The organism is Arthrobacter sp. 9AX (assembly GCF_902506095.1).
Taxonomy (GTDB): Bacteria; Actinomycetota; Actinomycetes; order Actinomycetales; family Micrococcaceae; genus Arthrobacter.
In genome coordinates this window covers 3,103,648-3,130,532 of the sequence record NZ_LR733293.1, presented here as the reverse complement: position 1 = coordinate 3,130,532, position 26,885 = coordinate 3,103,648, and the positions used below count along the sequence as shown (strand labels likewise).

Annotated in this window: 25 protein-coding genes, 1 tRNA gene and 1 pseudogene; 16 read left to right on the top strand and 11 right to left on the bottom strand. The window is 67.0% G+C overall.

What is annotated here, in order from left to right; all coding sequences use genetic code 11:
• Positions 1-60: 60 nt before the first annotated feature.
• Positions 61-4,275: a DUF4011 domain-containing protein gene (locus BACI348_RS14390; protein WP_159826863.1), complete on the top strand. Its 4,215-nt coding sequence runs from the start codon at positions 61-63 to the stop codon at positions 4,273-4,275.
• A 117-nt stretch (positions 4,276-4,392) separates the two neighbouring features.
• Here the strand turns inward: BACI348_RS14390 and cpaB are convergent, their stop codons facing one another.
• The 3 genes from cpaB to BACI348_RS14375 all read right to left on the bottom strand — a co-directional run bounded on the left by cpaB (position 4,393) and on the right by BACI348_RS14375 (position 6,235).
• Positions 4,393-5,124 (bottom strand): Flp pilus assembly protein CpaB, encoded by a 732-nt coding sequence (cpaB, locus tag BACI348_RS14385; RefSeq protein WP_159826862.1) that lies wholly within the window; start codon positions 5,122-5,124, stop codon positions 4,393-4,395.
• A gap of 99 nt (positions 5,125-5,223) precedes the next feature.
• Positions 5,224-5,490 (bottom strand): FmdB family zinc ribbon protein, encoded by a 267-nt coding sequence (locus tag BACI348_RS14380; RefSeq protein WP_159826860.1) that lies wholly within the window; start codon positions 5,488-5,490, stop codon positions 5,224-5,226.
• A gap of 94 nt (positions 5,491-5,584) precedes the next feature.
• Positions 5,585-6,235 (bottom strand): 5-formyltetrahydrofolate cyclo-ligase, encoded by a 651-nt coding sequence (locus BACI348_RS14375; RefSeq protein ID WP_159826858.1) that lies wholly within the window; start codon positions 6,233-6,235, stop codon positions 5,585-5,587.
• 107 nt (positions 6,236-6,342) lie between these two features.
• Between BACI348_RS14375 and galU the strand changes: the two genes are divergently transcribed.
• The 4 genes from galU to BACI348_RS14355 all read left to right on the top strand — a co-directional run bounded on the left by galU (position 6,343) and on the right by BACI348_RS14355 (position 9,077).
• Positions 6,343-7,248: a UTP--glucose-1-phosphate uridylyltransferase GalU gene (galU, locus tag BACI348_RS14370; protein WP_159826856.1), complete on the top strand. Its 906-nt coding sequence runs from the start codon at positions 6,343-6,345 to the stop codon at positions 7,246-7,248.
• A gap of 4 nt (positions 7,249-7,252) precedes the next feature.
• Positions 7,253-7,873, top strand: coding sequence for a GNAT family N-acetyltransferase (locus BACI348_RS14365; RefSeq protein ID WP_159826854.1), 621 nt, complete (start codon positions 7,253-7,255; stop codon positions 7,871-7,873).
• A gap of 81 nt (positions 7,874-7,954) precedes the next feature.
• On the top strand, positions 7,955-8,872 hold the full coding sequence (locus BACI348_RS14360; RefSeq protein ID WP_236557570.1) for a hypothetical protein: 918 nt from the start codon (positions 7,955-7,957) through the stop codon (positions 8,870-8,872).
• 132 nt (positions 8,873-9,004) lie between these two features.
• Positions 9,005-9,077 (top strand) — tRNA-Ala (locus tag BACI348_RS14355).
• A gap of 21 nt (positions 9,078-9,098) precedes the next feature.
• Here BACI348_RS14355 and corA read toward each other — a convergent pair.
• From corA to BACI348_RS14340, 3 genes are read right to left on the bottom strand one after another with little or no spacing between them, the layout of a single operon-like run.
• Positions 9,099-10,094: a magnesium/cobalt transporter CorA gene (gene corA, locus BACI348_RS14350; RefSeq protein ID WP_159826852.1), complete on the bottom strand. Its 996-nt coding sequence runs from the start codon at positions 10,092-10,094 to the stop codon at positions 9,099-9,101.
• Between the two features lie 37 nt (positions 10,095-10,131).
• On the bottom strand, positions 10,132-10,260 hold the full coding sequence (locus tag BACI348_RS20910; protein ID WP_268892347.1) for a hypothetical protein: 129 nt from the start codon (positions 10,258-10,260) through the stop codon (positions 10,132-10,134).
• 10 nt (positions 10,261-10,270) lie between these two features.
• The gene (locus BACI348_RS14340) at positions 10,271-10,804 is read right to left on the bottom strand and encodes an Lrp/AsnC family transcriptional regulator (protein WP_159826850.1); all 534 of its coding nucleotides are present in this window, start codon (positions 10,802-10,804) and stop codon (positions 10,271-10,273) included.
• 169 nt (positions 10,805-10,973) lie between these two features.
• Here BACI348_RS14340 and BACI348_RS14335 point away from each other — a divergent pair, with 169 nt between their 5' ends.
• On the top strand, positions 10,974-12,230 hold the full coding sequence (locus tag BACI348_RS14335; protein WP_159830145.1) for an MFS transporter: 1,257 nt from the start codon (positions 10,974-10,976) through the stop codon (positions 12,228-12,230).
• Between the two features lie 5 nt (positions 12,231-12,235).
• On the opposite strand, the gene BACI348_RS14330 is transcribed toward BACI348_RS14335, so the two are convergent.
• Together BACI348_RS14330 and BACI348_RS14325 are read right to left on the bottom strand one after the other, a co-directional pair.
• The gene (locus BACI348_RS14330; RefSeq protein WP_159826848.1) at positions 12,236-12,739 is read right to left on the bottom strand and encodes an Lrp/AsnC family transcriptional regulator; all 504 of its coding nucleotides are present in this window, start codon (positions 12,737-12,739) and stop codon (positions 12,236-12,238) included.
• A gap of 52 nt (positions 12,740-12,791) precedes the next feature.
• The gene (locus tag BACI348_RS14325; protein ID WP_159826846.1) at positions 12,792-14,054 is read right to left on the bottom strand and encodes an MFS transporter; all 1,263 of its coding nucleotides are present in this window, start codon (positions 14,052-14,054) and stop codon (positions 12,792-12,794) included.
• 107 nt (positions 14,055-14,161) lie between these two features.
• Between BACI348_RS14325 and BACI348_RS14320 the strand changes: the two are divergent.
• Positions 14,162-15,169: pseudogene (locus BACI348_RS14320) on the top strand (LysR family transcriptional regulator).
• A gap of 9 nt (positions 15,170-15,178) precedes the next feature.
• Positions 15,179-16,123, top strand: a complete 945-nt coding sequence (locus BACI348_RS14315) for an N-acetylglucosamine kinase (protein ID WP_442858502.1) — start codon at positions 15,179-15,181, stop codon at positions 16,121-16,123.
• A gap of 4 nt (positions 16,124-16,127) precedes the next feature.
• Here BACI348_RS14315 and BACI348_RS14310 read toward each other — a convergent pair whose 3' ends face one another.
• A complete protein-coding gene (locus BACI348_RS14310) occupies positions 16,128-17,141 on the bottom strand; it encodes a pirin family protein (RefSeq protein ID WP_159826844.1) in 1,014 nt (337 codons plus the stop codon).
• 245 nt (positions 17,142-17,386) lie between these two features.
• Between BACI348_RS14310 and BACI348_RS14305 the strand changes: the two genes are divergently transcribed.
• The 6 genes from BACI348_RS14305 (at position 17,387) to BACI348_RS14280 (ending at position 23,146) form a co-directional block, all read left to right on the top strand.
• Complete coding sequence (locus BACI348_RS14305) at positions 17,387-18,490, top strand: ABC transporter ATP-binding protein (RefSeq protein WP_159826842.1); 1,104 nt, start codon at positions 17,387-17,389, stop codon at positions 18,488-18,490.
• Complete coding sequence (locus tag BACI348_RS14300) at positions 18,490-19,218, top strand: ABC transporter permease (protein WP_159826839.1); 729 nt, start codon at positions 18,490-18,492, stop codon at positions 19,216-19,218. Before BACI348_RS14305 ends, BACI348_RS14300 begins: the two co-directional genes overlap by 1 nt.
• Entirely contained in the window at positions 19,215-19,961 is a 747-nt protein-coding gene (locus BACI348_RS14295) for an ABC transporter permease (protein ID WP_159826837.1), read from the top strand. The genes BACI348_RS14300 and BACI348_RS14295 overlap by 4 nt, the downstream gene beginning before the upstream one ends.
• On the top strand, positions 19,958-20,920 hold the full coding sequence (locus tag BACI348_RS14290; protein WP_159826835.1) for an ABC transporter substrate-binding protein: 963 nt from the start codon (positions 19,958-19,960) through the stop codon (positions 20,918-20,920). Before BACI348_RS14295 ends, BACI348_RS14290 begins: the two co-directional genes overlap by 4 nt.
• A gap of 99 nt (positions 20,921-21,019) precedes the next feature.
• Positions 21,020-22,240, top strand: a complete 1,221-nt coding sequence (locus BACI348_RS14285) for a pyridoxal phosphate-dependent aminotransferase (protein ID WP_159826833.1) — start codon at positions 21,020-21,022, stop codon at positions 22,238-22,240.
• 51 nt (positions 22,241-22,291) lie between these two features.
• Entirely contained in the window at positions 22,292-23,146 is an 855-nt protein-coding gene (locus BACI348_RS14280; protein WP_159826831.1) for a PPK2 family polyphosphate kinase, read from the top strand.
• Between the two features lie 62 nt (positions 23,147-23,208).
• Here BACI348_RS14280 and BACI348_RS14275 read toward each other — a convergent pair whose 3' ends face one another.
• The gene (locus BACI348_RS14275; protein WP_159826829.1) at positions 23,209-23,427 is read right to left on the bottom strand and encodes an exodeoxyribonuclease VII small subunit; all 219 of its coding nucleotides are present in this window, start codon (positions 23,425-23,427) and stop codon (positions 23,209-23,211) included.
• On the bottom strand, positions 23,420-24,778 hold the full coding sequence (xseA, locus tag BACI348_RS14270; protein ID WP_159826827.1) for an exodeoxyribonuclease VII large subunit: 1,359 nt from the start codon (positions 24,776-24,778) through the stop codon (positions 23,420-23,422). The genes BACI348_RS14275 and xseA overlap by 8 nt, the downstream gene beginning before the upstream one ends.
• Before the next feature lie 162 nt (positions 24,779-24,940).
• On the opposite strand from xseA, the gene BACI348_RS14265 reads away from it, so the two are divergent.
• Both BACI348_RS14265 and BACI348_RS14260 read left to right on the top strand, forming a co-directional pair.
• Positions 24,941-25,786: a hypothetical protein gene (locus BACI348_RS14265; RefSeq protein ID WP_159826825.1), complete on the top strand. Its 846-nt coding sequence runs from the start codon at positions 24,941-24,943 to the stop codon at positions 25,784-25,786.
• Positions 25,787-25,795: 9 nt separating this feature from the next.
• Positions 25,796-26,875, top strand: coding sequence for a 4-hydroxy-3-methylbut-2-enyl diphosphate reductase (locus BACI348_RS14260; RefSeq protein WP_159826823.1), 1,080 nt, complete (start codon positions 25,796-25,798; stop codon positions 26,873-26,875).
• Positions 26,876-26,885 lie beyond the last annotated feature (10 nt).

Genomic DNA, 26,885 nt, shown 5'->3' with positions numbered 1-26,885 from the left:
TTAGCCTGCCCCAGTGTTGCGGTCTCTCAGTCCGGCGCTGGAGCGGCTACTCTCGAATCTATGCCGGTATGGTCCAGGGCGTCACGCGCAAGCGCAGAAAAGAAGGCAGTAGTGTCAGTAGGTCAAGCCCACCCGGAAGGCTCCGAGGAGCTCCGTAAATGGCTGTCCGGGCTTAAACCCGTCACCGGGGCGGACACTATGCTGCGCTTCACCAAGACTCCCGAGGGGTCCATCGACCTGACCCACGCCCACCCGTCCGGCCTGGCCCAGCTCATGGCCGGGCGCCGCACGCGGCTCTCCACCCTCATCCGCGACCGCCAGCAGTACGTGGTGGCGGCCCGCGCCTCCCGGAACATCCGGTCCAAGATTTTCGAGCTTGCCAACGACCGCGGCATCGACGCGGGCTACCTGTCGGCAGGCACCGTGGTGTGGACCTCCGCAGTGGGCGGCAAACCGCAGCGCATCTCCGCGCCGGTGATGCTCACGGCCATCTCGCTCACCGTCCGCCCCGGCGAGGACGACTACGAACTGCAATTGACCGAGCAGGCGCACATCAACCCGGCCCTGGTGCGGCACCTGAAGAGCATCCACGGCATCGTTTTTGACGTCAACGCCGTCACCCGGCTCGCCTACAGCACGGCACGGTTTGATCCGCAGCCGGTCCTGGACCGGCTCGCATCACTCATCCGGCCCATCCACGGGGCCGAGGCGCAGCACAACCTGCTGGTGTCCACCTTCGCGGATCTTTCCGGGAACCTGGATGACCCCTGGATCAAGGACTCCAACCCCATCGTCGCGGCCCTGGCCACTGCCGCCGGCGGCGAAGTGGTGGACGTTGAGGAGCCGGATCCGTCTCGGTTCCCGCCGCTGGACACCAGGCACCCGCAGGACGAGATGCTTTTGCTCGATGCCGACGTCGACCAGCAGTACGTGATCGACGCCGCCCGGGCAGGTGATTCCCTGGTGGTGAGCAGCCCTCCCGGCACCGGCCAGACCCAGACGGCCATCAACACCATCGGCGCCCTTGTGGACGCCGGCAAGACCGTCCTGGTGGTGGGTGACCGCCGGGCCAGCCTCAACGAAGTGTCCGGCCAGCTCGAATCGCTGGGCCTGGAGTCCATCCTGTTCCAGCTGTCCGGGAACGTCACGCCGCAGCAGCTCAAGGGGCAGTTGGTCCGGGCCATTGTGCGGAACGAAAAATCCCTGGAACCCCAGCTGGGGAACCTGCACAACACACTGACCGAGCACCGCCACGCCCTGATGGACCATGTGGCGTCGCTGCACAACGTGCGCCAGCGCTGGGGCTGCTCGCCGTACCAGGCCATGCAATCCCTTGCGGAGCTGACCTCGATTCACCCGGCCCCTGCCACCACCGTCCGGTTGAAGCGAAGCGTCCTGGACAGCATCCGGGACCGCAACGAGCTCGCCGAACGCCTTCGCCGGGCCGCGGAGCTGGGCAGCTTCAGCAAGGCCTCCACCACCAGTCCCTGGCACGGCGCGCGGCTGCTGACCCGCAAGGAAACGGAGGAGGCGCAGGACCTGGTCCGGTCCGTTGAAAAGAGCCTTCCCGCCCTGCGGGAACGGATGAACGCGGTGGCCGAGCACGCCGAAATCCGCCTGGGCGCATCCTTTGCCGAATGGGGCGAACAGCTCGAACTCCTGATGGCTGTCCGGGGGAGCCTGGACAAGTTCACGCCGGACATTTTCGACCGGCCCGTCACGGATCTGATTTCCGCCACCGCCCCGTCTGCGTGGCGCCGCGAGCGGGGCATCGAAATGACCTCCATGCAGCGGTCCAGGCTGCGCCGGGTGGCCAAGGAATATGTCCGGCCCGGCGTGCACATCGCGGACCTGCACAGCTCCCTGGTCCTGGTGCAGGAGCAGCGGGCGCTGTGGGCAGGGTACGCCACCACCCAGCGGCATCCGGCCGTGCCGTCCGGGCTCGCGGAAATCAGTGTTATGTACCGTGCCCTGGAGCGCGAGCTGTCCGAACTGGGCCAGGCGCTCCTGCACACCGAAGCCGGTGGGGACCTGTCCACTGCCCGGTATGAGGTGCTTATGGAGCGGCTTGAGCGGCTGGTGGCGGATACCGGCACCCTCAAGACCCTGCCCGAGCGGACCCTCCTGGTCGAAAATATGCGCGAACACGGGCTCGGCGAGCTCCTGGCCGACCTCGCGGACCGCGAAGTTCCCGCACATTCGGTAGCGGCAGAACTGGAACTCGCGTGGTGGCAGTCGGCGCTGGAAGCCATGATCAGCGGCGACGACTACCTGGCGATGTCCGACGGTGACGCCCTCCGGCAGCTTGAGGCCGAATACCGGCTGGCGGACAACGCCCATATCGCCAGCGGCGCCGCCCGGCTCCGGTGGGACCTGGCCGAACGGTGGCGGGCCGCCATCGCCGCCCATCCCCGCCAGGCCGACCTGCTGCGGAGCCTGCTCAAGGACGGCCGGGTGTCGCTGCCGGCGTTGACTGCGCAGGCACCTGACCTCATCGGCACCCTGGTGCCCGTCTGGTCCGTCAGCCCTTACCTGATGACGGGCCTCCTGCCGGCGGAACAGCACTTCGATGCCGTGGTGATCCTGGACTCCGAGGCCACATCGCTGCAGGCCGTGCTGCCCTCCATCGCCCGCGCCCGCCAGGTGATCGCCTTCGGCGACGCCAGGATCGCCAGCCCGCGCACCTTCACCGTGGGCGTGGAACGGCTGGCGGCAGGGGAGACCGCCCACCAGCGGGTAGAGAGTGCCTTCAACGCACTGTCCGCCGTGCTTCCCATATGGCGGCTCAACTTCGTCTACCGTGCGGTGGACGAGGACCTGGTCCTGCAGCTGAGCAAGAACTTTTACGACGGCGGCCTCCGCCGGCTGCCCGAGGGACAGTCCGCCACGGGCCTGGACCGTTCGCTCCTGGTGGAGTACCTTCCGGACGGCACCGGACTTCCCAGCGCCGACCATGAAGGTGTGGAGTCCGTGGTGGCCGAGGTCAACCGCGTGGTGCAGCTGGTCTTCGAACACGCCCGGACCCGCCCCCGAACGTCCCTGGCAGTGGTGACCGCCAGCCTTCGCCACGCCGCCCGGATCGGCGAATCCATCCGTCTGCAGCTGCCGAACCACCCCGGCCTGGCAGGGTTCTTTGGTGCCGGGCCCGAGTCCTTCCGGGTGGTTGACCTGGAACGGGCGCAGGGCCTGGTGCGCGACCACGTCATCTTCTCCCCGGGCTTTGGCCGCACCCCGCACGGGCGCGCGCTGCACAACTTCGGCCCGCTTTCCGCCGAAGGGGGCCGGGAAAAGTTCGCCCTGGCCATGACCCGTGCCCGCCGGTCCATCCACGTGCTCACCTGCTTCCGGCCTGAGGACCTGGACCACACCCGGCTGACTTACGGCGCGGTTGACCTGTATTCGTTGCTTGACCGCGAGATCTCGGGCAACACGGACCTTGGAACGCCGGCGTCCCGCGCGGCGGCGAGCGAGCAGGCCCTGGGCGCCGACCCGCTGGTGGCCGACCTGGGTGACAGGCTCCGGGCACGCGGCGCCCGGGTATGGCACCAGTACGACGGCGCCATCGACGTGGTGGCCGCCGCGGATCCGCTGGGCACCATGGGCCAGGAGGATGCAGACCTGCCGTGGCCTGTGGCCATCGAGTCCGACGGCACCGAACAATACCGCACCATGAGCGTGCGGGAACGGAGCCGGCTGCGCCCGCAGCTGCTGGAGCGGCTGGGCTGGCGGTACATGCCACTGTGGACCATCGAGGTGTTCACCGACCCGTCCGCCTGCGCGGACCGCATTGCCGGGTACCTGGGCCTGGAGCGGCTGGCGCTGCCGGGCAGGGGCGCCACGTCGACCGGGTTCCTGGATGACGACGTGGACCAGGCGCTCAATGGTATAGATGCCGGGGAGCAGCGGTCCCGGCGAAGCAACAGCCCGGAACAATATTTGCCCCGTGGGGGCCGGGGCCACCTGCAGCTAATTCACCAGGACAGCAAGGAGGCGGTCCCCGTGGCCACCGAGGATAACAACAACGGCTCCGCGCAGGAGCCGTCCACGCCGGCCGCTGCCGCACTGCACGAGGACCAGGTGCAGGGCCAGGAGGAAGGCCGGGCCCCGGACGAGGGTCAGGAACTGGAGCAGGGGCCGGCGAAGGACAAGACACAGCCCGGCATCAGCGGAATCCTGCCCACCAAGGCTGCCGAAGATGACCCCCGCCGCTGGGGCGATGCCGACGACGATCACGACGCCTGGTTGAAGGAGCAGAGGCCGCCGCACTGGGGCTAGGAATACCCTGCCCGGAAGTGCACATGGTCTGGAATCACCACGTTGCAGGCCACGTACTGAGGGGCCATGTAGTGAGGCGTCAGGTACTGGGAGCATGAGGTATCAGGGCACCGCCGCTTATGGCCCCACCAGGACGAAGAAGAGTTTTCCTTGCGTTGAGGCGCCCGCCAGGCGGGCGGCCTGCTCGGCGCTTGCCGCCACCACGATGAGGCCCTCGGTCTCGGCGGTGCCAAGCCACTGGCCGCTTTGCCCGCCTTTGCCCGAGGTCCAGAGCACCGGTACGGCTGTTGCCAGGACCTCCGGGGATGCCTGCTGGTCGAAACCGTTGGCGGCTGTCAGCACCACGTTGACCAGCTGCCCCGGGGAGACGAGCTGGATGGATGACGGGTCAGCCATCCTGAGGGGGACGGCGGCCGACCCCGGCGGTGTCCCGGCCAACAGCCCGGGGCCGAGCAGTTGGGCGTCGGTCAGCAACTGGCCCTTCCGCAGCGGAGCCGCGAGTTGCTTGCCTGCCACGTTGCTTTCCTGGCCCAGGAAGCCTGCAGACATCATGTCCGGCGGCACCTGCACACGCGCCAGGTCGGACGACGCCAGGGCAGAGCCGGCGGGAAGGTCCCTCGAGGCAGCAAGGGCAGTGACCGTGTAAACCGGGGCGGGAGTGAGCTGTTGGACGGTGACTGCGGCCGCCACGCACAGCAGCAGGGCAACAGCCAGCCGGCGGTTCCGGCTCAACAGCGCGGCAAAACGGGCACCGGCCGGCCTGGCCGCTGAGGGCTGGCGGCCCCGGCCCCGTGAACCGCGCGGATGGTTTGAAGCGCCGCGGCCGGGACGGAGGAGGTTTGCAGGCATGCGCCAACGCTAAGGCCGGCCGGAATGCCAACAACAGGCGCAAGGCGCCCTATGTGGACAAACCGGCCGGCCGCGTCGAACAGTGCTGTTGAGCTGGCCCTAGCTGGCGGCAGCTGCGGCAGGTGCCGCTGCGGGCGCCGGGGCCGGGGAAGCCGCGGCCGGAGCGGCCGAGACGGTGCTTCCCTTGGCGTCCCGGGAATCGGTGCGGTAAAAGCCCGATCCCTTGAAGACGACACCCACGCTGTTGAACTTTTTGCGCAGTGTCCCCTGGCACTCGGGGCATGAGGTCAACGTGCTGTCCGAAAACGACTGGACGATGTCGAAGGCATGGCTGCAATCCTTGCAGGCGTATGCATACGTTGGCACTGGTGCTCCTCCTCTTGGACAAAACGAGAGGTCCCGTGCTGCCCGGCCGGATGGTCCGTCCGTTAGCAGTCGCAGGGCCTGAGTGCTAATTCTATCATCCCCGCAGGAACCAGGGGAGTTGGCCCTGGCCTTGCCCGCCCAGGACCCGCATTCCTGACGGCGCCAGGATGGCAGGTACCGGACGGTCGAACTCCTCCTCGGGAATCTGCCCCGCGGGAAGCAGTTCCTCGTCGTAGATAACGGCAGCCAGCGGGATATTCTTCCCGGCCGTGGCCAAGTGGCCCAGGAACTTGTCGTAATAGCCCCCGCCTTGCCCGATCCGGTTACCTGCCAGGTCCACGGCGGTTGCGGGGATAAAGAGCGCAGCAGCTGTTCCTGCCACGTCCGGTCCGTGCCGCTCGCCCCTGGGCTCGAGAATCGGGGCGAACCGGCTGCGCTCGAAAACCGCAGCAGGGTCCCAGAAGACCCAGGCCAGTTCCCGGCCCGGCTCGCACACGGGGAGCAGGACCCTGTGACCGTTGTTGTACAGCGCACTGATCAGTGGCAGCGTTGGCGGTTCCACGCCCACACCGAAGTAGACGCAGAGGACCGCCGGTGCTCCGCCGGTCAGGGTATCGGCCCAGGCTGCACCGTGGCGTGCCAGTGCGGCGCCCGCCGCCTCAAGCTGATGCTCGGTCAGCGCCGCCCGCCGTTCACGGTGCGAAGTGCGGATTCTGTCCTTGACAGCCCTGGCATCCTCCAGCATGTCCATTCCTCCCTCGCCCGCCGGCGCGGCGGTCCTGCCCCGGCCACGAGCGGCCGGAAGCCCTTCAATGATTACTGATTGCTTGACGCTGACGTTAGATTAGTCGGGTGACTACCAGTAACCCGAAAGTTCGCAAAGCCGTTATCCCCGCAGCCGGACTTGGCACACGGTTCCTGCCTGCCACCAAAGCCATGCCCAAGGAAATGCTCCCCGTTGTGGATAAGCCTGCCATCCAGTACGTGGTGGAGGAGGCCGTGAACGTGGGCCTCAACGACGTCCTGATGATCACCGGACGCAACAAGCGGGCCCTGGAAGACCACTTCGACCGCGTTCCCTCCCTGGAGTCCACCCTTGAGGGCAAAGGGGATTCCGAGAAGCTGGCATCCGTCCAGGCCGCCAGCAACCTCGGCGACATCCACTACGTCCGCCAGGGAGATCCCAACGGCCTGGGCCATGCAGTCCTGCGGGCCAGGCAGCACGTGGGTCACGAGGCCTTCGCCGTCCTCCTGGGCGATGACCTCATTGATGCCCGCGACGAACTGCTCAGCACCATGATTGAGGTGCACGAAAAAACGGGAGGCTCCGTCGTCGCCCTCATCGAGGTGGAGCCGTCCCAGATCAGTGCGTACGGCTGCGCCGACATCGAGGAGATCGACGGCGAGGGCTACGTCCGCATCAATCGCCTGGTCGAAAAGCCGGCCGCTGATGAAGCTCCGTCCAACCTGGCAATCATTGGCCGCTACGTGCTTCACCCCGCCGTTTTCGATGTCCTGGAACACACGGGCCCGGGGCGCGGCGGCGAAATCCAGCTCACCGATGCGCTTCAGGAGCTCGCCTCCGGAAAGGGCGGGGGGCAGGGCGTTTACGGTGTGGTGTTCCGGGGACGCCGCTACGATACCGGCGACAAGCTGAGCTACCTCAAAGCCTGCGTCCAGCTCGCCATCGACAGCGACGACCTTGGTCCCGGCCTCCGGGAATGGCTGCCTGGCTTCACCGCCGGCCTGTCCAAGTAGCCCAGTGCGCCCCGGCCCTATCTGGCCCGTCACCTTGGAGTGCGGCGACCTGGTCCTGAGGCCCATCCGGTACCGGGACAAAAAAGAGTGGACGGAAGTGCGGGGCCGCAACAGCGAATGGCTCGCGCCGTGGGAGGCCTCCAACCCGGATCCCGCCGGAGGGCTTCCCGACTACCGGCAAATGGTCCGTTCCCTCAACGCCCAGGCCGCCCAGGCCACCGCGCTGCCTTTCGTGATCACCGAACGTGTACCGGCCGCCCGGAACCCGGTGATCGTGGGGCAGCTGACCGTTTCGTCGATCGTCTGGGGTTCGGCCCTGATGGCAACACTGGGGTACTGGGTGGACCAGGCTCGGGCAGGGCAAGGGATAGCGCCCACGGCCGTAGCGCTGGTGACGGACCACTGCTTCAGGACGCTGGGCCTGCACCGGATGGAGATCAACATCCGCCCCGAGAACGGGCCCAGCCTGCGGGTGGTGGAGAAGCTGGGATTCCGGGACGAGGGATACCGGCCCCGTTACCTCCACATCGACGGCGACTGGGCGGACCACCGTTCGTTCGCACTGACGTCCGAGGAAGTCCCGGACGGGCTGTTGAAGCCCTTCCTGGCGTCAAAAACGTCATAAATCCAATGAATTGCCAGCCGCGCCACGACACACCGTAGCCAATGCGGCTGCGGCCCGCGTGTTGCTCATACGGTTTTGAGTGTGGACTTCCCCCTTAGCAGCTCAGTGATCCTTGTGGTTGCCGTTGTGCTCTGGATTGTATGGGTTGCCCCCTACGTCCTCCGGAACCGCCGGCACCAGTTCCAGCCCGCCGGCGACTTCCTGGCAGACACCCCCGCCGAGGATGTGCCGGACCCGCGAGCCGGGCTGGTCTTGAAGATCGCCGCCCAGCAGGAGAATGCCATGGACACCAGGAAAAGCACAGGATCCGCGACGCCGGCAGGCAGCACGGCTACCACGGGTCATTTCAAGATCCGGTACGGCCGCACGGCGATTGCCCTGGTGGGCCTGCTGTCCCTCCTGACAGCGTTCGTTTCTGCCGTGCTGCTGGCGTTCGGGCTGGGAAGCCCGGTCCTCCCGCTGGCCTGCACCGCAGTGACGGTGGCGTCCGTAGTCCTGCTCCGCACCCTTGCCGTCCGTGACCGGAAGTCCAAGGTCAACGCGGCTTTCCGCTCGGCCATGGCCGCACCCGCTCCAAAGCCCGCAGCCACGCACGTACCGCCGAAGCCCGAGACTGCGCCGGCGCGTCCCGAAAGCCCCCTTTTTGACGCCGAGGCCCACCGGCCGCAGGTCAAACCGCTGACGGCGATTGAACTTCGCGAGGCGGCATTGGCCGTTGCCGTGGCCGCCGGTGACACCAGCGCTGCACAGGCCGCGCCGGGATCCACCTGGGAGCCGGTGGAGGTTCCCAAGCCGGTCTACGTGGAGGCGGCAAAGGCTGAGCGTCCGGCTCCCGAGCCCCTTGAGTTGCCCGAGGCGCCCAAGGCTACCGGCAAGCCGTCCCTCAAGCAGGGTGCCGCGGGCGTCCCCGCGGCAACGGCCCCCGAAGCCGAGCAGCTCACCAAGGCGCAGAGCGCACTGAGCAATCTCGACGACGTCCTGCAGCGCCGCCGCGCCTGACACTTTGCGAAGGCGGCCGGGCATTCCGGCCGCCTTTTGTGTGCCCGTGGTGTGTGCAGTTGGCATTGGGCGCGGAAAATTTGTAGCCTAAGGTCACCGGCGCCGAACGGCACCTGCAGGGCGGCTGGTTCCGGGGTTATAGCTCAGTTGGTAGAGCGCTTCGTTCGCATCGAAGAGGTCAGGGGTTCGAATCCCCTTAGCTCCACAGGTTTTTTCCATGGCGGGCCTACAGCCAGCCCTTCTTCTTGAAGATCGCATACATCACCGCAGCCGTCGCTGCCATCAAAACGATGGCCATCGGATAACCCAGCGTCCAGTGCAGTTCGGGCATATGGTCGAAGTTCATGCCATAGACGCCGGCCACGAACGACGGCGCGAAGAAGATGGCTGCCCAGGACGAGATCTTCTTGACTTGTTCGTTCTGTTCCGCGCTGGCCTCGTTCTGCCGGTTGGCGGTGAGGGTCCCGTCCAGGGTCAGGGCGTTCTGCAGCAGGTCCCGGAAGGAGTCCGCCCGGGAGATGACACGCTCCACGTGGTCCTCTACATCGCGCAGGCTGTGCCGCAGGTCGCTTTCCACATCGTATTTTTCGAAACCGCGCTTAAGCTGGCGCATCATGTCCGGCAACGGGTGGATAGCGCGCTGGAACTGGATGACCTCACGCGCGAGTTCATAGATGCGGCGTGATACCGCGGTGTCCCCGCTGAAAAGCTGGTCTTCAATTTCGTCAATGTCGTTCTCCAGCCCCGCCACCACCGGCCCGTAGTCATCCACCACCCGGTCCAGCAACGCATACAGGACGGCCTCGGGCCCGTGCCGCAGCAGATCCGGCCTGCTTTCCAGCCGCTCCCGTACCTCTGCCACGCCCGCAGTTTCCGCGTGCCGGACAGTAACCACAAAGTTCCTGCCCGTAAAGATGTGCAGTTCACCGAACTCCACCGTTTCGGTGGCGTCCAGGTACCGGGCGGGCCGAAGCACCGTGAACAGGTTGTCCTCGTACCGCTCAAGCTTCGGGCGCTGGTGCGCCGAGATGGCGTCCTCCACCGCCAGCGCGTGCAGCCCGAACTCCCTAGCCACCGCCGCCATTTCGTCGGCCGTGGGCCGGTACAGGCCGATCCAGGCCATGCCACCGTGCTCTGCCAGCGTCTCAAAGGTCTGTTCGAGGCTTTCGGGCTCGGCGTGGCGGACGCCCTTGACGTACACGGCGTTGTCAATGATCGTCATGCCAGGATTCCCTTCGCAGGACGGTTCATCAGCGGCATCAGGACACCCCGCCGATGATGGCCCCTGCCACCGTCATGGCCACGAGGTGGTGGCCGGAGTCGATCAGGGTCACGGCGGCAGGCCGGCCCGCGAAGCCGTTCTGCAAGATGTAAGAGAGCCAATCCATTCTCGAAATCCTAGCCGTCCGCCCCTTCGCCGCCGGTCCGTGAGGCCTTGGCCTGACCGCGTTGGCCCGCTGCGGACGCCTTGGCCAGGCCGCTGATCAGCGGCTCTGTCCGGTAGGGGATGTGTGTGTGCAGGGCCAGTACGGTTTCGGTCCGGATGACGCCTTTGATCCTGAGCACCTGCCGCAGGGCAGCCTGGAGGTTGTGCGTATCCGTGGCCACCACGCGGCACCAGACGTCACCCCGGCCCGAAATTTCATGCACCTCCAGGACCTGCGGAATCATCCGCAGCGCACCCACCACCCCGTCCAGCTCCCGGTGGGAAACCTCAATGGTCACAAACGCCACCACGTCGTAGCCGACGGCATCCAGGTCCACCTCACGTCCGCCGGCGCGCAGCACCCCGGCCCGGAGCAGGCGCCGGACGCGGGACTGGGCTGTATTACGGGCAACACCGAGCGAATCACTGAGTTCCCCGATCTGGATCCGCGGATCGCGGATGAGTTCCAGGAGGATCTTCAAGTCCGTGGAGTCCAAATTGTCCAAATGATCACTCTCCGTCACATGCACATCAATCTTTTGACGATCATGCTCAATTCTGGCACCTTACACCGTCTAAATGAGCAGGATTGCTCCACGCTGGAGCTATCCAGTATCCATCCGCCCCGGGCTCCCACAAGGACCACCCGCCGTGGCAGCAGCAAAGGCAACCCCTATGACGGTCTTCAGCGAGCTCCGCATGCGTCCGGCTCCAGCCACCACCGCCGGGTGGGACGCGTCCACCACCGCGCGCCTGGTGTTGGCCGGTGCTGTCATTTTCACGCTCCTGGTGGGCGCCAACCTGGCAACGCCGCTGTATCCGCTGCTGCAGGTCCAGCTGGGCCTGTCCCCGCTGGATGTGACAGCCGCCTTTGCAACCTACGTCCTGGCGCTGGTTGCTGTGCTCATTCTGGCAGGCCACTGGTCTGACCATATTGGACGCCGGGCAGCCCTGATCCTGGCTGTGGTGGCAGGCCTTGCAGGCGGCTGGCTGTTCGCCGGGGCCCACACGCTGGCCGAACTGTGTGCCGCGCGTGCGCTCCAGGGTGCCGCGGTGGCCCTCGCCACCGGTGCCAGCGCCGCTGCATTGCGGGAGCTGCTGCCGGCACGCCCGGAATGGGCCTCCCGCTTCACCTTGCTGGCGTCAGCCGGGGGAGTGGCGGCGGGCCCGGTCATCGGCGGGTTGCTGTCACTGCTCCCCCGGGCTACCTCGGCCCCCTACTACGTCCACTCCGCAGTCCTCGCCGCACTCCTGGTCCCGCTGTACCTGCTGCGGGCCCGCCCCGCCATCCAGTTGCCGGCGGGCCCGCGCCCGCTGCAGCTGCTGGCCCCGCGCCGCCCCTCCGTCACTGGTGAGGCGCGCGGCGCATTCTGGCTGGCCTCCGGCGTCGGCTTCCTGAGTTTTGCGGTCTTTGGCTTCTGCCTCTCGCTGGCTCCGGGCTACTTTGCCCGCATGATGGGCGTGGAGAGCCGTCCGCTGATCGGTGTCCTTGCCTGCCTGACACTCGCGGCATCGGCGCTGACGCAGCTGGTGACCGTCCGCAGCCGGTTCGTTGTGCCCGGCGGCCTGGCAGTCCTGGGTTCCGCAGTACTGCTGCTCGGCGCAGCGGGGGCCTGGAACAGCGCGGCGCTGCTGGTGGCGGCCAGCCTTGCCGCAGGCGCAGGGCAGGGCCTCGCTTTCCGCACTGTCTTCAACGATGTGGCCTGCCGCGTGGAGCCCGCACGGCAGGCCCAGACCATCAGCTCGCTGTACGTCATCACCTACCTCGGCAGCGCCGTTCCCGTGCTGGGCCTTGGCTGGGCCTCGAGCGTCTTCGGCCTGGAACGGTCCGTTGCAGGATTCGTGGTGCTGTGCGGCTCGGCAGCATTTATTCTGGCTGCCGTCACATGGCGCCGGGCCGTGCACAGCTGCGAGGCGCCGGGCCACGCCTAGCCGGGTTACTCCGGCAGCGGCCCGTGGTTGCCCTGGATATGTTCGAACACCAGCGTGGTCTCCGTGTGCCCCACCACGGGATCGGTGGCCAGGTTGTCCAGCACCCAATCGCGCAGGTCCTCCGTGGTGGCGACGGCAATGTGCAGCAGGTAGTCCACCGAACCTGAGGTGTGGAACGTGGACAGCACGGCCGGCAGGTGCGGGACGCGGGCCGTGAAGCGGTCGATCTGGTCGCGGTCGTGGGCGCGAAGCCGCACGGCCACCAGGGCCTGGACGGACCTGCCAATTGAAGACAGGTTGAGTTTCGCCTCGTAACCCTGCACAATTCCCCGTTCGGAGAGCGCGCGGGTCCGCATCAGGGCCGTGGAGGGAGCGATGCCCACAAGTTCGGCGAGCTGCTTGTTGGAGATCCTTGCATCCGCCACCAGGGCCGCCAGCAGGCGCTCGTCGATGGCGTCAAGGGGCTCCAGATGCACTCCCGGCCTGATGTTCCTGGCATTCGTGCTCACGGCGGCTCCTCACAAAGTTCCTGCGTTTATCCTAGACGCCCCGCGGCGGCGTTCAGGCGGCGGCACCTGCTTCCCCCGGTTGGGCTGCTTCCCGTGGATGGACGACGGCGACAGTCACCGCGGTGAGGCAGGCCAGGATCATCACCGCGGCGGCCAGGGCGCTCCAGCCGAACGACTGGAAGAGCAGCCCGCCGGCCCAGCCGATGATGCTTGACCCGAGGTAGTAGGCAAGGTTGTACAGCGAGGCCGCCTGGGCCCGGCCCGCGCTGGCGATGGCACCCGTCCACCCGGCGCCGATGCTGTGGGCGGCGAAGAAACCGCCCGTGAAGACCACCAACCCCGCCAGGATCAACGGAAGGGCCGGGGCCAGGGTCAAGGCAAGGCCCGCCGTCGAAAGCGCAAGACCGGCGAGCAGCACGTTCCGGCGCCCGAAACGCATGGTCAGCCCCGCGGCCCAGCGGGATGTAAAGGTCCCGGACAGGTAGGCCAGGAACATCAGGCTGACCACGGTGGCGGGCAGGCCAAAGGGTGCACCGGACAGCCGGAACCCCAGGTAGTTGTACACAGCCACGAAGCCGCCCATCATCAGGAATGCCTGGATGTACAGGGCGAGCAGGCGGATGTTGCGCACGTGGCCGCCGAGGTTCCGCGCGGCACCGCGGAGTCCGGGCGCCTTGGCTGCCGTAAAGCCCTGAGCCCGCGGAACGAGGACCAGGAAGGCGACGGCGGCGAGAGTAGCGAGCACGGAGACGGCCAGGGCGGCGGCACGCCAACCCCACAGTTCTCCGGCAGGGCCCGCCACAAGCCGTCCCGCAAGTCCGCCCAGCGTGGTGCCGGCAACGTAGCTTCCCGCGGCGAGTGCGGTGTGGGCTTTGGTGACCTCTTCGTTGAGGTAGGCAATGGCGATGGCCGGGATGCCGCCCAGGGCCATGCCTTCCAGGAGCCGCAGGCCCAGGAGCACGGGGAAGCTGGTGGCCAGGGGAACCAGCAGGCCCAGGACGGTGGCCACCGAGATGCCCCACGCCATCGCCTTGACCCTTCCAATCCGGTCTGCCAGGAAAGACCAGGGGATCACCGTGACCGCCAGGCCGACGGTGGCCAGCGAAATGGTCAGTGCTGCCTCGGCAGCCGTGACTTTCAGGTCCGAGGCAAGGATCGGCAGGACCGCCTGGGTGGAATACAGCTGTGCAAAGGTAGCTACCCCGGCGAAGGCCAGGCCGAGGATGATCCGGCCGTAGCCCGTGGATCCTTTGGGATGTCCGTCCCAGCCTTCGTTCGAAGCCTGGGGAACGGGGCGGGGGGAACTTTGCTGCATGCGGCCAGCGTAGCCCCGGCCGGACATAAGGCTCCAATGCATGTTTTATGCAAAACTCATAGCAAATTCGGAATAGTGGCCCTGCCGGGCCGCAGCGAGGAGGCCCCATGGAGCCCGACCACAAACAACTGGTGCAGCTCCTTCCGCTCCTGCCGGTGCTGGCCAAGCTGGGCCGGACATAGCATGTTACGGAAACGGCCGAACTCCTCGGAGTACCCCAGTCAACGGTGAGCAGGGCGCTGTCCCGGGCCAGCGCCGTCGTGGGAACTGAACTGCTGGTCAGGGACGGCAGGGGAGTCCGCCTCACTCCCGCAGCCCGCTCCCTGTTGCCCTATATCGAGCGGGCGCTGTCGGAGTTCCAGGCCGGGCTGGACCTGGTCCGCAGCGAGTCGGATGTTGTCCGGGGCAGGATTCCGGTGTCCTTCCAGCACACGTTCGGCGAGTCCACCCTGCCGCTGCTTATCAGCGCCTTCCGCGGCCGCCACCCGGAAGCAGTTTTCACGCTGACCCAGGGAGCGCGCGATACGTGCCTGGCCCAGTTGGCCGCCGGTGAATCCGACCTGGCACTGACCGCGCCCGTCGCCGCCGAAGGCAGGAACCTGCTGTCTGCCGTGCTGTACCGTGAGCCGCTCCGCCTGGTGGTCCACCACACCCACGCGCTCGCCGGGCGCCGGCTGGCCTCGATGGCCGACATCCGCTCCGAGCCGTTCGTGGCGCTCGGTCCCGGGTACGGCATGCGTTCCCTCACGGATGCTTTGTTCCGGGAAGCCGCCTACCGGCCCCGGATCGCGTTCGAAAGCCAGGACACGCACACGGTCCGGGGCCTGGTCTCGGCCGGACTCGGGGTCAGTATCCTGCCGCCGGGCGGGGATGCTCCAGGGCGGCACGTCAGCGCCGAGACAGGCAACCTGGGGTGGGTGGAGGTACCCCTTGATTCAGCCCTTGCCTTCCGCGATGTGGGCCTGAGCTGGAGGCAGCGCAATCCGGACCTGGAACCACTGGGAGTCCGGCTGTTCCGCGGCATGGTCCTCACGGAGGGGCCGGGACTCCTGGCCGGGCTGGTCAAGCGGCGGTCCCGCCCGCCCGGCGCCGAACCACCCACCCGTGACCAGTAATCTTGTGACGTGACGAACACCGAGAAGCCCCAGTCCCTGCCCGCAGATCCGACCCCGCCGCTCAACGCTCCGCGCGGCGTGGTGATCGGCATGGATATCGGCGGGACCAAGACCCGAGGCGTCCGGTTCGAGGACGGGGTTCCGGTGATGGACGAGTCCGTCGGAAGCTCGAACGTGCAGAACGTCACCCGCGACGAGGCGGCGCGCAACCTGGCCAGCCTGTTCGAGCGGATCGGCGGCGAAGGGGTTTCCCGCGTCTACGCCGGGTCGGGTGGCATCGATACCGAGGAGGACGCGGCCGCCCTCGCCGCGTTGATTGAACCTCACGTCCCAGGTGCACAGATCACGGTGGTCCACGATTCGCGCCTGCTGCTCGCCGCCGGCCATGCCAGCACCGGCGTGGCAGTCATTGCCGGCACGGGCTCGGCAGCCTGGGGCAGGAACGCCGACGGCGGCGAGGCCAGGGCGGGCGGCTGGGGTTACCTCCTCGGAGATGAAGGCAGCGGTTACTGGCTGGGGCGCGAAGCGGTGCGGCACAGCCTGCGGCGGATGAACCAGGGCCTTCAGGTGGACCAGCTCACGGCGGCCCTGCTGCAATCCTGCGGCGTGGACCACCCCAACAAGCTGATTGCGCTGTTCCACTCCCCGGACACCGGCCGGCGGTTCTGGGCCCAGCAGGCACGGCTCGTGGTGGAAGCGGCGGCGGCGGGACATACCGCCAGCCAGGAACTGCTGGAGCAGGCGGGGAAGGACCTTGCCGCACTGGCTTTGCAAGTGCTGCAGCAGCTGGGCATCCCGGGCCCGGTGATCCTGGGCAGCGGGCTGGGAATGAACGTGGTGCCACTGCAGGATGCCTTCCGGCGGCACCTCGCGGAGGGGGGCGTCACCGATACCCGGGTCCTGGACCGGGAACCCGTGTTCGGCGTGCTGCAGCTCCTGGCGGAAAAGGCCTGACGAACTACACCGCGCGCTTGCGCGGGGTGAGCCGCACGGCGGGCAGCGGGGGAGCAGGAATCCGGCCGGCCTCTGCGCCGGCCTCAGGACCGTGCCCAAGGACCAGCCCGTACCGGGCCGCCGCTGCCCTGGCATCCGGCATTCCGGCCTGCGCCTCCCAGTCGTCCCGGGCCTGCTCTATTTCCTCGTGCGTGCGGCCCACAAAGTTCCACCACATCAGCAGCTCCTCCTGCAAGGGCTCGCCGCCGATGATGAGGAAACGGGTGTCCGGCGCCGCTTCAATCCTCAGTTCCCGGCGCCCGATGCCCAGGTAGCCCAGCGGTCCCGGCGGGATGTCCTGACCGTCCACCGCCAGGGCGCCGTCGAGCACCAGAATGCCGTGCTCAAAATGCTCGTTCAAGGGAAGCACACCGCTGCCGGCGCAGGAAACCTCGGCTCCCACAATGGGCGAATACATGGTGGCCGGGGAGACCACACCGCCGAATTCACCCACCATCACCGCGGCCGTGAAACCTTCGCCCGTGGCCTTCGGAAGATTACGGTGCTGCTCGAACGCGGGCTTCCGGTGCCGCTGCTCGTCAGGAAGCGCCACCCACAGCTGGAGTCCGCGTTGCACCGGCAGCACGCCATCGGAAGGGAGCACGGCGAATTCCGAATGCGATACCCCGTGCCCGGCTGTCATGATGTTCAGCTCGCCGGGACGCACCAACACGTCGCTTCCCACGCTGTCCCGGTGGCGGATGGTGCCGGCCAGCGGCCAGGTGACTGTCTGGAGCCCGATGTGCGGGTGCGGGAGCACTGACATGGCCGTGCGGTCGGGGCCAAAACTGTCCAGGAAACACCACGCCCCAATGGTGGGCAGCCCGCGCTGGGGCAGGGTCCGCTGCACGTTCATGGCCCGCACGCCGCCCAGCGGCACCTCGCGCTCCGGCCACAACTGCAGGCAGGGGCCGGCACTCCCTTCCGGGGTTGCCGGCGGGCAGACTTCCTGCTGTGGGGATACTTCCAGGTTGGTCACCTTCCCACTTTAGGCCGGGTCGGGAGCCGGCGGTACGTCCGCCATACGCGCCCGCGCCCTCGTCCGAATCGGGCCCATCCTCCGGCCCGGCGGCCCCGAATGATTACAGTAGGGATTCCTTTGCCGGAAATGGGGAGCAATGCAGGTGTTGCCCGGTCCGGTTTGGGCTACCGTAACTATCAGCGTGCTGTGACAAATTTGCGTTGCTTTCGAAAGCCGTCCAACAGAACAGGTAAGTCCGCACCATGGACCAGGCCATGATCGAGTTCCAGAGCGTCACCAAGCAGTACCAAGGCGGGCAACCTGCCGTGGACCAGCTCACCATGTCCATCAGCAAAGGGTCCATCACCGTGTTTGTGGGGCCCTCCGGTTGTGGAAAAACCACCTCGCTGCGGATGATCAACCGGATGGTGGAGCCCACCTCAGGCGTCATCACTGTGGACGGCAAGGACGTCACCTCCGTGCCGGCATCCGAGCTTCGCCGCTCCATGGGATACGTGATGCAGTCCTCCGGCCTCCTGCCGCACCGCTCGGTGCTGGACAACATCGCCACGGTGCCCCGGCTCAACGGAGTCCCGAAGTCCGAGGCCCGCAAACGTGCGGAGGAACTGCTCGACGTCGTTGGCCTGGCCCGCGTCCTGGGCAAGCGCTACCCCTCGCAGCTTTCCGGCGGCCAGCAGCAGCGCGTGGGCGTGGCCCGTGCCCTCGCCGCGGATCCGCCGGTCCTGCTGATGGATGAACCCTTCAGTGCTGTGGATCCGGTGGTCCGTGACGAACTTCAGCAGGAACTCCTGCGGCTGCAGAAAGACCTGGCCAAGACCATCGTTTTTGTCACCCATGACATCGACGAAGCCACGGTCCTGGGCGATAAAGTGGCCGTTTTTGCCACCGGAGGAAAGCTGGCACAGTACGCCACACCGGAGGAGATCCTGCGGGCTCCGGCGAACGACTTTGTGGCTTCCTTCGTGGGCCGGGACCGCGGGTTTCGCCACCTGGGATTCACCGCGTCCGACGGCGTGACAGTCCACCCGGTGCCCACGGTGGTCCGCAGCCCCGGAGGCTCCCTGGACCCGGAGCCCGGGCCGGGGGCCGGTTGGCAGCTGGTGGTGGATCACGCAGGGCGTCCGCTGGGATGGACCGGACCGGGAAACGGTGCCGGACTCATCCCGGGCGGCTCCCTCTTCCGTGCGGGAGAGAGCCTGCGCCGCGCACTGGACGCAGCCCTGTCCTCGCCGTCGGGCCTCGGCGTTGCGGTGGACTCCGAAGGCAGGGTCCTCGGCGTCGTCAGGGGTGGCGAAGTCCTGGCCCTGATCGAAGAGGCGCGCCAGGTCAGGCAGGCTGCCCTCTGATGGACTGGTTCCTGGCGAACAGCGGCATGGTCCTGGAACGGGCCGGCCAACACCTGGTGCTTGCCTTGGTGCCCATGGTCCTGGGCCTGGTGATCTCCATCCCGCTGGCGCAGCTGGCACGCCGCCACACGGTGCTCCGCTCCGTGGTGCTCACCGCCTCCTCGCTGCTCTACACCATTCCCTCGCTGGCACTGTTCATCATCCTGCCCACTCTCCTGGGCACCCGGATCCTTGACCCGCTCAATGTGGTGGTGGCCCTGACCATCTACGCTGTGGCCCTGCTGGTCCGGGCAGCGCTGGACGCCTTCGACTCAGTGGACAAGGACGTGAGCCAGGCCGCCGTCGCCATGGGGTACAAACCCCTGGCCCGGTTCGTGCAGGTGGACCTGCCGCTGTCCTTGCCCGTGATGTTCGCCGGCCTCCGTGTGGTGTCGGTCAGCAACATCTCCCTGGTCAGCGTGGCGGCACTGCTGGGCGTGGGAAACCTGGGCATGCTCTTCACCGACGGCCTGCAGCGCGACTTTGTCACCGAAGTGGTGGTGGGCATCATCGCCATCCTGGTCCTTGCACTGTTGATGGATGCACTCCTGGTCCTGCTCGAGCGGATCCTCACGCCATGGGAACGGGCCGGCCGGCCAGGACACCGGCAGCCGGCAGCCGGCCCAGGAGACGCAACGGACGCGGCCCGGCGGCTGGCCGGGCCTAAGACCGGAGGAGGAAACGCGTGAGCAACGTCTTCGCCGATACCTTCGCCTGGCTGGCAGACCCCCTGCACTGGACCGGCAGTGCCGGCATTCCTGCGCGGCTGGCCGAACACCTCCAGTACACGGGACTCGTGATGCTGATCGCGGCGGCCATCGCCGTCCCGGCCGGCCTGTACGTGGGCCATACGGGCCGGGGCAGGGTAGCGGTCGTGGCCATCGCCGGTGCCCTGCGCGCCCTGCCCACGCTCGGCCTGCTGACGCTGTTTGTCCTGCTGGCTGGAATCGGACTGATGCCGCCCATCTGGGCGCTGGTGATCCTCACTGTGCCGCCGCTCCTTGCGGGCACCTACGCCGGGATCTCCAGCGTGGACCGCAACGTGGTGGACGCCGCCCGCGCCATGGGAATGACCGAGCTTCAGGTGTTGTTCCGGGCGGAGCTGCCCAACGCACTGACGGTGATGTTCGGCGGCTTCCGCACCGGTGTGCTGCAGGTGATCGCCACGGTCTCCGTGGTGGCGTACATCAACCTCGGCGGCCTGGGCCGCTACCTGTTCGACGGCCTGGTCCTCAGCGACTTCCCGCGGATGCTCGGAGGGTCGCTGCTCATCGCCGTGCTGGCCATCGCGGTCGACCTCGTCCTGTCCCTTTTCCAGAGGCTGTTCCTGACCCCAGGGCCCTCGAAGCAGTCCCACCGCGGCCAGCAGGCCGCGGTCGATCGCACAGACTCCGTCCTCGCGGAGGCTGCGGCACAAGGAGGTAAATCATGAAAGAAAGCCGACCTCAAGGCCTTGGCAGGCGGACGTTCGGTGGCCTGGCCGCCGGAGTGGGCCTGGCCGTTGTGCTCTCCGCCTGCGGTGGATCGTCCGATCCACTCAGCAAGGCCCCGGCCACCAGCGGCACCGCCTCCGGGGGAACCACCTCGCTGGTAATCGGTTCCGCTGATTTCCCCGAGAGCCAGATCATCGCCGAACTCTACGCCGGGGCACTGAACGCCGGCGGCGTCACCGCCACCACCAAGCCGAACATCGGTTCCCGCGAGGTGTACTTCAAGGCAGTCCAGGACGGTTCAGTGGACGTGGTCCCGGACTACACCGGAAACCTGCTCCTGCACGTGGACAAGGAAGCCACCGAGATCGCGGCGGACGAGATCGCCAAGGCGCTGCCGGGCAAGCTGCCGGACGGACTGGCCGTGCTAGATGCAGCCAAAGCCGAAGACAAGGACGCCATGGTGGTCACCAAGGCCACCGCCGAGAAGTACCAGCTGAAGTCCATCGAGGACCTCGCGAAAGTCTGCAGCGAGATTGTGGTGGGCGCACCCGCCACGTTCGCCGAGCGCGCCTACGGTTTGCCGGGGCTGAAGAAGAACTACAACTGCGAGCCCAAGAAGCTCGAGCCCTTCAGCGACGGCGGCGGCCCCGTGACGCTCAAGGCCCTGCTCGAGGACCAGGTGCAGGTGGCTGACATCTACACCACCACGCCGTCCATCGCGGACAACGACCTCTTGGTGCTGGAGGACCCGAAGAACAACTTCATCGCCCAGCAGGTCATCCCGCTGTACAACAAGGCCAAGATGACGGACAAGGCCAAGGATGCCATCAACTCGGTCTCCAGGGTCCTCACCACCGAGGACCTGATCAACCTCAACCGTGCCGTCAGCGGCAGCCAGAAACAGGGCGCCAAGGAAGCGGCCGATGCCTGGCTCAAGGACAAGGGCATCGTCAAGTAGGCATTGCCCGCCAAGCAGTACGACGGCGCCTATGGAGGCACCGGCGTGTGTGGCTGACGTCTCACCGGAGATGCATCCTCCCTGTGGCATATTTGATGGATGGCAGAATTCAGGCAGTCCACGAAGCTTCACAACGTCCTTTACGACATCCGTGGACCGATTCTTCAGGCCGCCCAGCAGATGGAGGCGGAGGGCCACCGGATCCTCAAGCTGAACATCGGCAACCCCGCACCCTTCGGCTTCGAGGCGCCTGATGCCATCCTCGTGGACATGATCCGCCACCTGCCGCACGCCCAGGGCTACAGCGATTCCCGGGGTATTTTCTCCGCGCGCACCGCCGTCTCGCAGTACTACCAGACCCGCGGGATCCAGAACATCCATGTGGACGACGTCTACCTGGGCAACGGCGTCAGCGAACTCATCACCATGTCCCTGATGGCGCTGCTCGACGACGGCGACGAAGTCCTCATCCCCACCCCGGACTACCCGCTGTGGACGGCATCGGTGGCACTCGCCAGCGGCAAGCCGGTGCACTACCTCTGCGACGAGGAATCCGGCTGGCAGCCGGACCTTGAGGACATGGAAGCCAAAATCACCCCGCGCACCAAGGGAATCGTGGTCATCAACCCGAACAACCCCACGGGCGCCGTCTACCCTGAAGAGACACTGAAGAAGATCGTGGCCCTCGCCGAGAAGCACGGCCTGGTGATCTTCGCTGACGAGATCTACGAAAAGATCCTCTATGAGGACGCCGTCCACGTGAACCTGGCCGGGCTCACCGGCGACCACGTCCTCTGCCTCACCTTCAGCGGACTGTCCAAGGCCTACCGGGTGTGCGGCTACCGCGCCGGCTGGATGGCCATTTCCGGACCCAAAAAGGACGCCGCGGATTACCTTGAGGGCATCAGCCTCCTGGCCAACATGCGCCTCTGCGCCAACGTCCCGGCCCAGCACGCCATCCAGACGGCGCTCGGCGGCTACCAGAGCATCAACGACCTCATCCTCCCGGGCGGCCGCCTGCTGGAGCAGCGCAACAAGGCCTACGACATGCTCAACGCGATCCCCGGCGTCAGCACCCAGCAGGCCAGGGGCGCCCTCTACCTCTTCCCCCGGCTGGACCCCGAGGTCTACCACATCAGGGATGACGAAAAGTTTGTCCTCGATCTCCTCCGGGAGCAAAAAATCCTGGTCTCGCACGGCCGGGCGTTCAACTGGGTCCGCCCGGACCACTTCCGGATGGTCACGCTGCCCAACGTCAAGGACATTGAAGAAGCCGTGGGGCGGATGGGGGACTTCCTAAGCAGGTATCAGGGGAACTAGCCTGTGGTCACGGGCGCTTCGGACCCGTGAACCTTTGCGGAAGGATTCCCCATGGCCGGCCCCGTCCAGTTCGATCAGCACCCCTCCGAGACGCTTCGGGCAGGGGAGGGGTTTTCGCTCAGTGAGATGGATCCCGATTCCACCCCTGGCTACAAGGGAACCAAGGAAGACGGCCGCGCCCTCCTCGCCAAGCTGGATGATGAACTCACCGAGCTGCAGGAGAAGCTGTTTGCCGAGTCGCGGTTTGGCGGGCGCAAGCGCATCCTGCTGATCCTGCAGGCCATGGACACTGCAGGCAAGGGCGGCATCGTGAACCACGTGATGGCGGCCATGAACCCGCAGGGCGTCCAGTTCAAGGCATTCAAGGCCCCCACCGAGGAGGAAAAGTCCTACGACTTCCTGTGGCGGATCGAGAAGGAAGTTCCGGCCGCCGGCATGGTGGGTGTGTTTGACCGGTCCCAGTACGAGGATGTCCTGATCCACCGGGTCCACCGCTGGGCCAGTCCGGCGGAAATCAAGCGCCGGTATGTGGCCATCAATGAGTTCGAGGCACGGCTGACCGACTCCGGCACCAAAGTGGTCAAAGTGATGCTGCACATCAGCGGGCAGGAGCAGAAGGAACGCCTGCTGGCCCGGCTGGACAATCCGGCCAAGCACTGGAAGTACAGCCGGGGCGACCTGGACGAGCGGGCCTTCTGGGACGACTACATGAGTGCGTACGAAGCGGCGATAGCCGAGACCAGCACTGCCGAGGCGCCGTGGCACGTGGTTCCCGCCAACAAGAAGTGGTACGCCCGCATCGCCGTTCAGCAGCTGCTGCTGGGCGCGCTGGGCGGACTGAACCTCAAATGGCCCAAGGCCGACTTCGACGTCGCCACCGAGCGGGAGCTGGTCCTTCGCTCCTGACCCTTCTTCCTGGCGCGGGCTGGGTCTGCCGTCCGCCGTCTGCCGGCTGAAGGGGACGGGTACTACATCGGCTGGTCCCGGGCGGCGGCCAGCCGTTTCCGTGCACCTTCCAGCCACTCCTCGCAGCGTGCGGCCAGCGCCTCGCCCCGCTCCCACAGCGCCAGGGATTCCTCCAGGCTGGCACCTCCGGCTTCCAGCCTGCCCACCACGGCAATGAGCTGCTCGCGGGCTTCCTCGTAGCTCAGCGCTGCGACATCGGTTCCTGGCGTGGGCTCAGTCATGGGGTTCTCCGGTCTCGGGGTGGTGCTGGTCAAGTGTTCCCGCGTGCTCAACGGCCCCGGTGGAGGTGGCGCCAAAGCGGCCTTCGGCCACGCGGACGGACAGGGCAATTCCGGCCGGGGCTTCCGCTGGGCGGCGCACCACGGCATGCCCGGCGCTGCTGCGGCGTGCTGCCTCCGGATCGGCGAGTTCGACGACGGCGTACCCCCGGTCGAGCGTCTTCTGCGGCGACAGGGCGCGGACCTGCGCTTTGAGGTGCTCCAATTGGTCAGCGGCGCGGACCACCGTGGAACTCACCGCGGCGGAGGACCTGCGCAACAGCCGTTCCACCTCTTCGGAACGGATGGTCACCAGGCCTTCAGGCGCTGCCAGCACCGGCCGTGAGCGAAGCGACGCCAGCCTGTCGGTTTCCCTGTCCACCAGGCGCTCCATGCACCGGCGCAGCTGCTCCCGGGCCTGGCGCACACCGGCCAGCTCTTCGGAGACTTCGGGCACGATCCGTTTGGCCGCATCCGTGGGAGTGGAGGCACGGAGGTCGGCGACGTCGTCAAGCAGCGGCCGGTCCGCCTCGTGGCCAATGGCGCTCACCACGGGAGTAGCGGCGGCAGCGACGGCGCGGACCAGCTCCTCGCTGTTGAAGGGCAGGAGGTCTTCAAGGGCTCCGCCGCCGCGGGCGATCACAATAACGTCCACCTCCGGCCGGCCGTCCAACTCCCGCAGCGCGCGGATCACCTGGGCCACGGCCGTGTTTCCCTGGACTGCCACCTCCCGGATTTCGAACTCGACGGCGGGCCAGCGCAGGGCGGCGTTGCGGAGGATGTCTTTTTTGGCGTCCGAGTCCCTGCCCGTGATCAGGCCGATGCGGTGGGGCAGCAGCGGCAGCGGCTTCTTGCGTGAGTCAGCGAAAAGCCCCTCGGCGGAAAGCGCCTGGCGGAGCCGTTCGATCCGGGCCAGCAGGTCACCCAGTCCCACCGGGCGGATGTCCCTGACCAGCATGTTCAGCCGCCCGGTCTTCATCCAGAACTCAGGCTTGAGCAGTGCAACCACCCGGGACCCGCGCTCCAAGGGCAGGTTCTGGCGCTCCAGCACCTTGGTCCACACCGAAGCGGGCAGCGAAACCTCGGCATCAACATCCCGCAGGGTGAGGTAGGCGTTGCTGCCGCGCCGGTTCAGTTCAATGACCTGCCCTTCCACCCAGGCCGACGGCGTCCGGTCGATGTGGGCCTTCAGCTTCTGGGACAGCAGCTGGAGCGGCCAGGGATTGTCCGGGCTGGTTTCCGCCGCCGTTGCCGGAAGGGTGGTGGGGGCGGCCAGTTGCTGGCCTGGCACCGGAAGCGCGGCCTGTTCAGACATGCGGGCACCCTTGCGGGGCTGGAGCTGAGGGCATGAGGTCCTTTGTCTGTTGTGCGGCGGTCATTCAACCATATCCATAAGCTCTACCATCCGGGACTGACAGTGTCCGGCCAGCATGCCCGCCTAGGATGGGGTGACCGCCATCGACCCGAAGGATCTGCTGTGCGTACTTTTGTTTCCGCTGTCGCCACCTTGCTGGCCATACTGCTGGCAGCAGTGGCGGTTCCCGCCATCTGGCTCGACCGCAATATCGTCCAGGAGCAGGGCTTCGTGGAGCTGGCCGCCCCGCTGGGAACGAACTCTGAATTCCAGCGGGGGCTTGCCACGGCAGCGGTGGGAACCATCGATACCAGTGCCGTTCCCGGTTTCCTCGAGGACCTGGTCCGGCCGGCCCTGGAAGACGCCGCCGCATCCATGACCGGGCTTCCCGGGTACCCGGCGGCCTGGGAAGAAACACTGCGCAGAAGCCACCGGCTCAGTTTTGCCGCGCCGGAGGCCACCGGCGGCGAATCCGCCTCGTCCCTGACCCTCGACGTGGCGCCGCTGGTAGCCCTGGGCGCCGAAGAGATCTCGCGCACCACCCGGCTTCCCCTCGACCCGCCCGACCAGACCCTGATCAACGTGGGGCAGACCGAGCAGAAGCAATGGACTGAACGGTTGAGCTCCTTTGCCCCGGCCGGCTACCTGCTGGCCGGAGGAGCAGGTGTGGCCCTGCTGCTGGCCCTGGTGGCAGCCCGCCGCCGGTGGACCGTGCTGGTGGGCGCGGGAATCGGTGCCCTTCTACTGTCAGCGGTCTGGACATTCGGCTCGCAGCTGGCCTCGGCCGCCGTGCTGGCCAGGGACAGCGGAAGTGAAGTGGCCAACATGTTCCGGGACGGGTTCGCTGCGGCCGCCAGCGCGGACTTCCAGGGCTGGACACTGGCGGCGGCGATCACGGGCGGAGCGCTGCTGGTGGTGGGGATTGTGGCAGGGTTCATACCGCGAAAGCGGGCGCAGGCAACCCGGTAGCATGGAGTAATGACCCCCTCAGCTGTTTCCCTTTCGATGCCCACCATCCCGCGTAGGCGCCGCTCACCTGAGGACGTAGCTGCTGCAGCCCCGGTATCCGGAGCCAAGAAGGTGCTGCTCGCTGCTCCCCGCGGTTACTGCGCCGGTGTGGACCGCGCCGTGATCGCCGTCGAGAAGGCCTTGGAACACTACGGCCCTCCGGTGTACGTGCGCAAACAGATTGTGCATAACGTCCATGTGGTCAGCTCCCTGGAGGAAAAGGGCGCCATCTTCGTCGACGAAACGGACGAGGTGCCGGAAGGCGCCCTGGTGATATTTTCTGCCCACGGCGTGTCGCCGGCGGTGGTCCAGTCCGCTGAGGACCGCGGCCTGCGCACCATTGACGCCACCTGCCCCCTGGTCACGAAGGTCCACAAGGAAGCCGTCCGGTTCGCGAAGGACGATTTCGACATCCTGCTGATCGGCCACGACGGCCACGAGGAAGTCGAAGGCACAGCCGGCGAGGCACCGGAACACATCCAGATCATCAACGGCCCCCACGAAGTGGACAAGGTCACGGTGCGGGATCCGGAAAAAGTCATCTGGCTCTCGCAGACCACGCTCAGCGTTGACGAGACCATGGAAACCGTCCGCCTGCTGAAGGACCGGTTCCCCACGCTGCAGGATCCCCCCAGCGACGACATCTGCTACGCCACCACCAACCGCCAGGTGGCCATCAAAAAGATCTCCCCGCAGGCGGACCTGGTCATCGTGGTGGGCTCGGCCAACTCGTCCAATTCCGTGCGGCTGGTGGAGGTTGCCCTCGAATACGGGGCGAAGGCCTCCTACCGCGTGGACTTCGCCAATGAAGTTGATGAGGCGTGGTTTGAGGGCGTGGCCACCGTGGGCGTAACTTCCGGGGCGTCCGTTCCCGAGGTGCTCGTGCAGGACGTGCTGCGGCTGCTGGCCGACTACGGCTACGGCACCGTGGAAGAAGTGGTTACGGCCGAAGAGGACCTGCTGTTCTCATTGCCCAAGGAGCTGCGCGCAACCCTGAAGCAGGCCGGCGACGTCAGCCGCGCCCTGGGCGGCCGCAAACCGCGCAGCTGACGGCAAACAG

Bases quoted from the DNA above. Each gene is read 5' to 3' on its own strand.
- BACI348_RS14390 (WP_159826863.1), top strand. From the start codon at position 61: ATGCCGGTATGGTCCAGGGCGTCACGCGCAAGCGCAGAAAAGAAGGCA.
- cpaB (WP_159826862.1), bottom strand. From the start codon at position 5,124: ATGCCTGCAAACCTCCTCCGTCCCGGCCGCGGCGCTTCAAACCATCCG.
- BACI348_RS14375 (WP_159826858.1), bottom strand. From the start codon at position 6,235: ATGCTGGAGGATGCCAGGGCTGTCAAGGACAGAATCCGCACTTCGCAC.
- corA (WP_159826852.1), bottom strand. From the start codon at position 10,094: ATGACGATCATTGACAACGCCGTGTACGTCAAGGGCGTCCGCCACGCC.
- BACI348_RS20910 (WP_268892347.1), bottom strand. From the start codon at position 10,260: ATGGATTGGCTCTCTTACATCTTGCAGAACGGCTTCGCGGGCCGGCCT.
- BACI348_RS14335 (WP_159830145.1), top strand. From the start codon at position 10,974: ATGACGGTCTTCAGCGAGCTCCGCATGCGTCCGGCTCCAGCCACCACC.
- BACI348_RS14325 (WP_159826846.1), bottom strand. From the start codon at position 14,054: ATGCAGCAAAGTTCCCCCCGCCCCGTTCCCCAGGCTTCGAACGAAGGC.
- BACI348_RS14305 (WP_159826842.1), top strand. From the start codon at position 17,387: ATGGACCAGGCCATGATCGAGTTCCAGAGCGTCACCAAGCAGTACCAA.
- BACI348_RS14300 (WP_159826839.1), top strand. From the start codon at position 18,490: ATGGACTGGTTCCTGGCGAACAGCGGCATGGTCCTGGAACGGGCCGGC.
- BACI348_RS14290 (WP_159826835.1), top strand. From the start codon at position 19,958: ATGAAAGAAAGCCGACCTCAAGGCCTTGGCAGGCGGACGTTCGGTGGC.
- BACI348_RS14285 (WP_159826833.1), top strand. From the start codon at position 21,020: ATGGCAGAATTCAGGCAGTCCACGAAGCTTCACAACGTCCTTTACGAC.
- BACI348_RS14280 (WP_159826831.1), top strand. From the start codon at position 22,292: ATGGCCGGCCCCGTCCAGTTCGATCAGCACCCCTCCGAGACGCTTCGG.
- BACI348_RS14275 (WP_159826829.1), bottom strand. From the start codon at position 23,427: ATGACTGAGCCCACGCCAGGAACCGATGTCGCAGCGCTGAGCTACGAG.
- xseA (WP_159826827.1), bottom strand. From the start codon at position 24,778: ATGTCTGAACAGGCCGCGCTTCCGGTGCCAGGCCAGCAACTGGCCGCC.
- BACI348_RS14260 (WP_159826823.1), top strand. From the start codon at position 25,796: ATGACCCCCTCAGCTGTTTCCCTTTCGATGCCCACCATCCCGCGTAGG.